Source organism: Chryseobacterium contaminans (assembly GCF_001684955.1).
Lineage (GTDB): Bacteria > Bacteroidota > Bacteroidia > Flavobacteriales > Weeksellaceae > Chryseobacterium > Chryseobacterium contaminans.
The window spans coordinates 1-1,238 of record NZ_MAYF01000215.1 but is presented as its reverse complement, the minus strand read 5'-3'; the positions used below and the strand labels follow the sequence as shown (position 1 = coordinate 1,238).

Genomic DNA, 1,238 nt, shown 5'->3' with positions numbered 1-1,238 from the left:
TTAATTGACAAAAAGAATATTTTTATGAAGGCCGTAGGAGTCGGAGCCTTGGTTTTTGGTTCCACTACCCTATTTTTCCAGCTTCAACACTCTTTAAATGCGCTTTGGGATGTAGAATCTGCACCGAAAAAAGCTTTACTTAAATTTTTACTGGATAGGGCCAACTCTCTTGGGATGATTTTAATTCTTGGATTCCTGTTGATGATTACTATGATTTTGTCTTCATTAATCAGCCTTTTCAATACAATCATCACCCAGTATTTTGGATTTGAAACCTATCTACTTGTTGAGGTGGTCAATTTTTCAATCGGGTTTGGGCTCGTCATGCTTTTATTTGCATTAATGTTTAAAGTGCTGCCGGATGTACAGATCACCTGGAAATCCGTTTGGCGGGGAGCCTTTTTAACAACCGCTTTATTTACATTGGGAAAATTCTTATTGAGTCTTTATTTCAATCAGGTTAAACCTACATCAGCTTTCGGTGCTGCAGGAACTGTAATCTTGATTATGATGTGGATTAATTATTCCTGTATGCTGATCTTTTTCGGAGCTAAATTCACTAAAGTGTATACCTACAAAAAAGGGTATAAAGTTGTATTATCTAAACATGCCCGATGGAGTGCAGCCAAGTTATATGCAGATAGTTTGAAGCAGCTGCACGAAGAGAAAAGTGAGGAGTCAAATCAAGATTCGTGATATGAGTTAAGAGGTCTTAAGTTTGTAACTTGAAATATCATTTATCTTTCAAGTACCTTCCAGCTTAGAATTTCTAAATCATTAGAGAATATGAGTCGTCCTAAAATAGGTTGACATAAATTAAACAATATTTGATCCGGAGAGATGTTTTATTTCTTCGGATTTTTTATGCACTTTATCTGGAGTTTGCATATTAAGGCTTAAATGTGGTCTTTTAGTATTATAAAGATAAATACTTTCTTTTACTAATGAGCTTAGATCTTTCATATTCTTTGTTCTATAAAAAAGGAATTCTTGTTTCAATATTCCATTAATCCTTTCTGCCAGTGCATTTTGATAGCAATCATAACCATCAGTCATTGACGGTTTGATTTCATTCTTATTCAGTATTTTCTGGTAGTAACCAGAGCAATATTGCAAACCTCTGTCTGAATGATGGATTAATGGATCACTTGAACTTCTATTTTTTATTGCCATTTTTAAAGCTTTTGCAACATTTTCAGTGTTCATATTTGAACTTAATGAATATCCCATTATCTTTC

At 33.8% G+C, this 1,238-nt stretch carries 2 protein-coding genes; one reads left to right on the top strand and one right to left on the bottom strand.

Annotation, left to right across the window (positions count from 1 at the left end; translation table 11 throughout):
• Positions 1-696: YihY/virulence factor BrkB family protein (locus BBH99_RS11925; protein ID WP_066695832.1), on the top strand; the 696-nt coding region annotated here is incomplete at its 5' end.
• 120 nt (positions 697-816) lie between these two features.
• On the opposite strand, the gene BBH99_RS11920 is transcribed toward BBH99_RS11925, so the two are convergent.
• The coding region (locus tag BBH99_RS11920; RefSeq protein ID WP_165601866.1) for an integrase core domain-containing protein at positions 817-1,238 on the bottom strand (422 nt) is incomplete at its 5' end.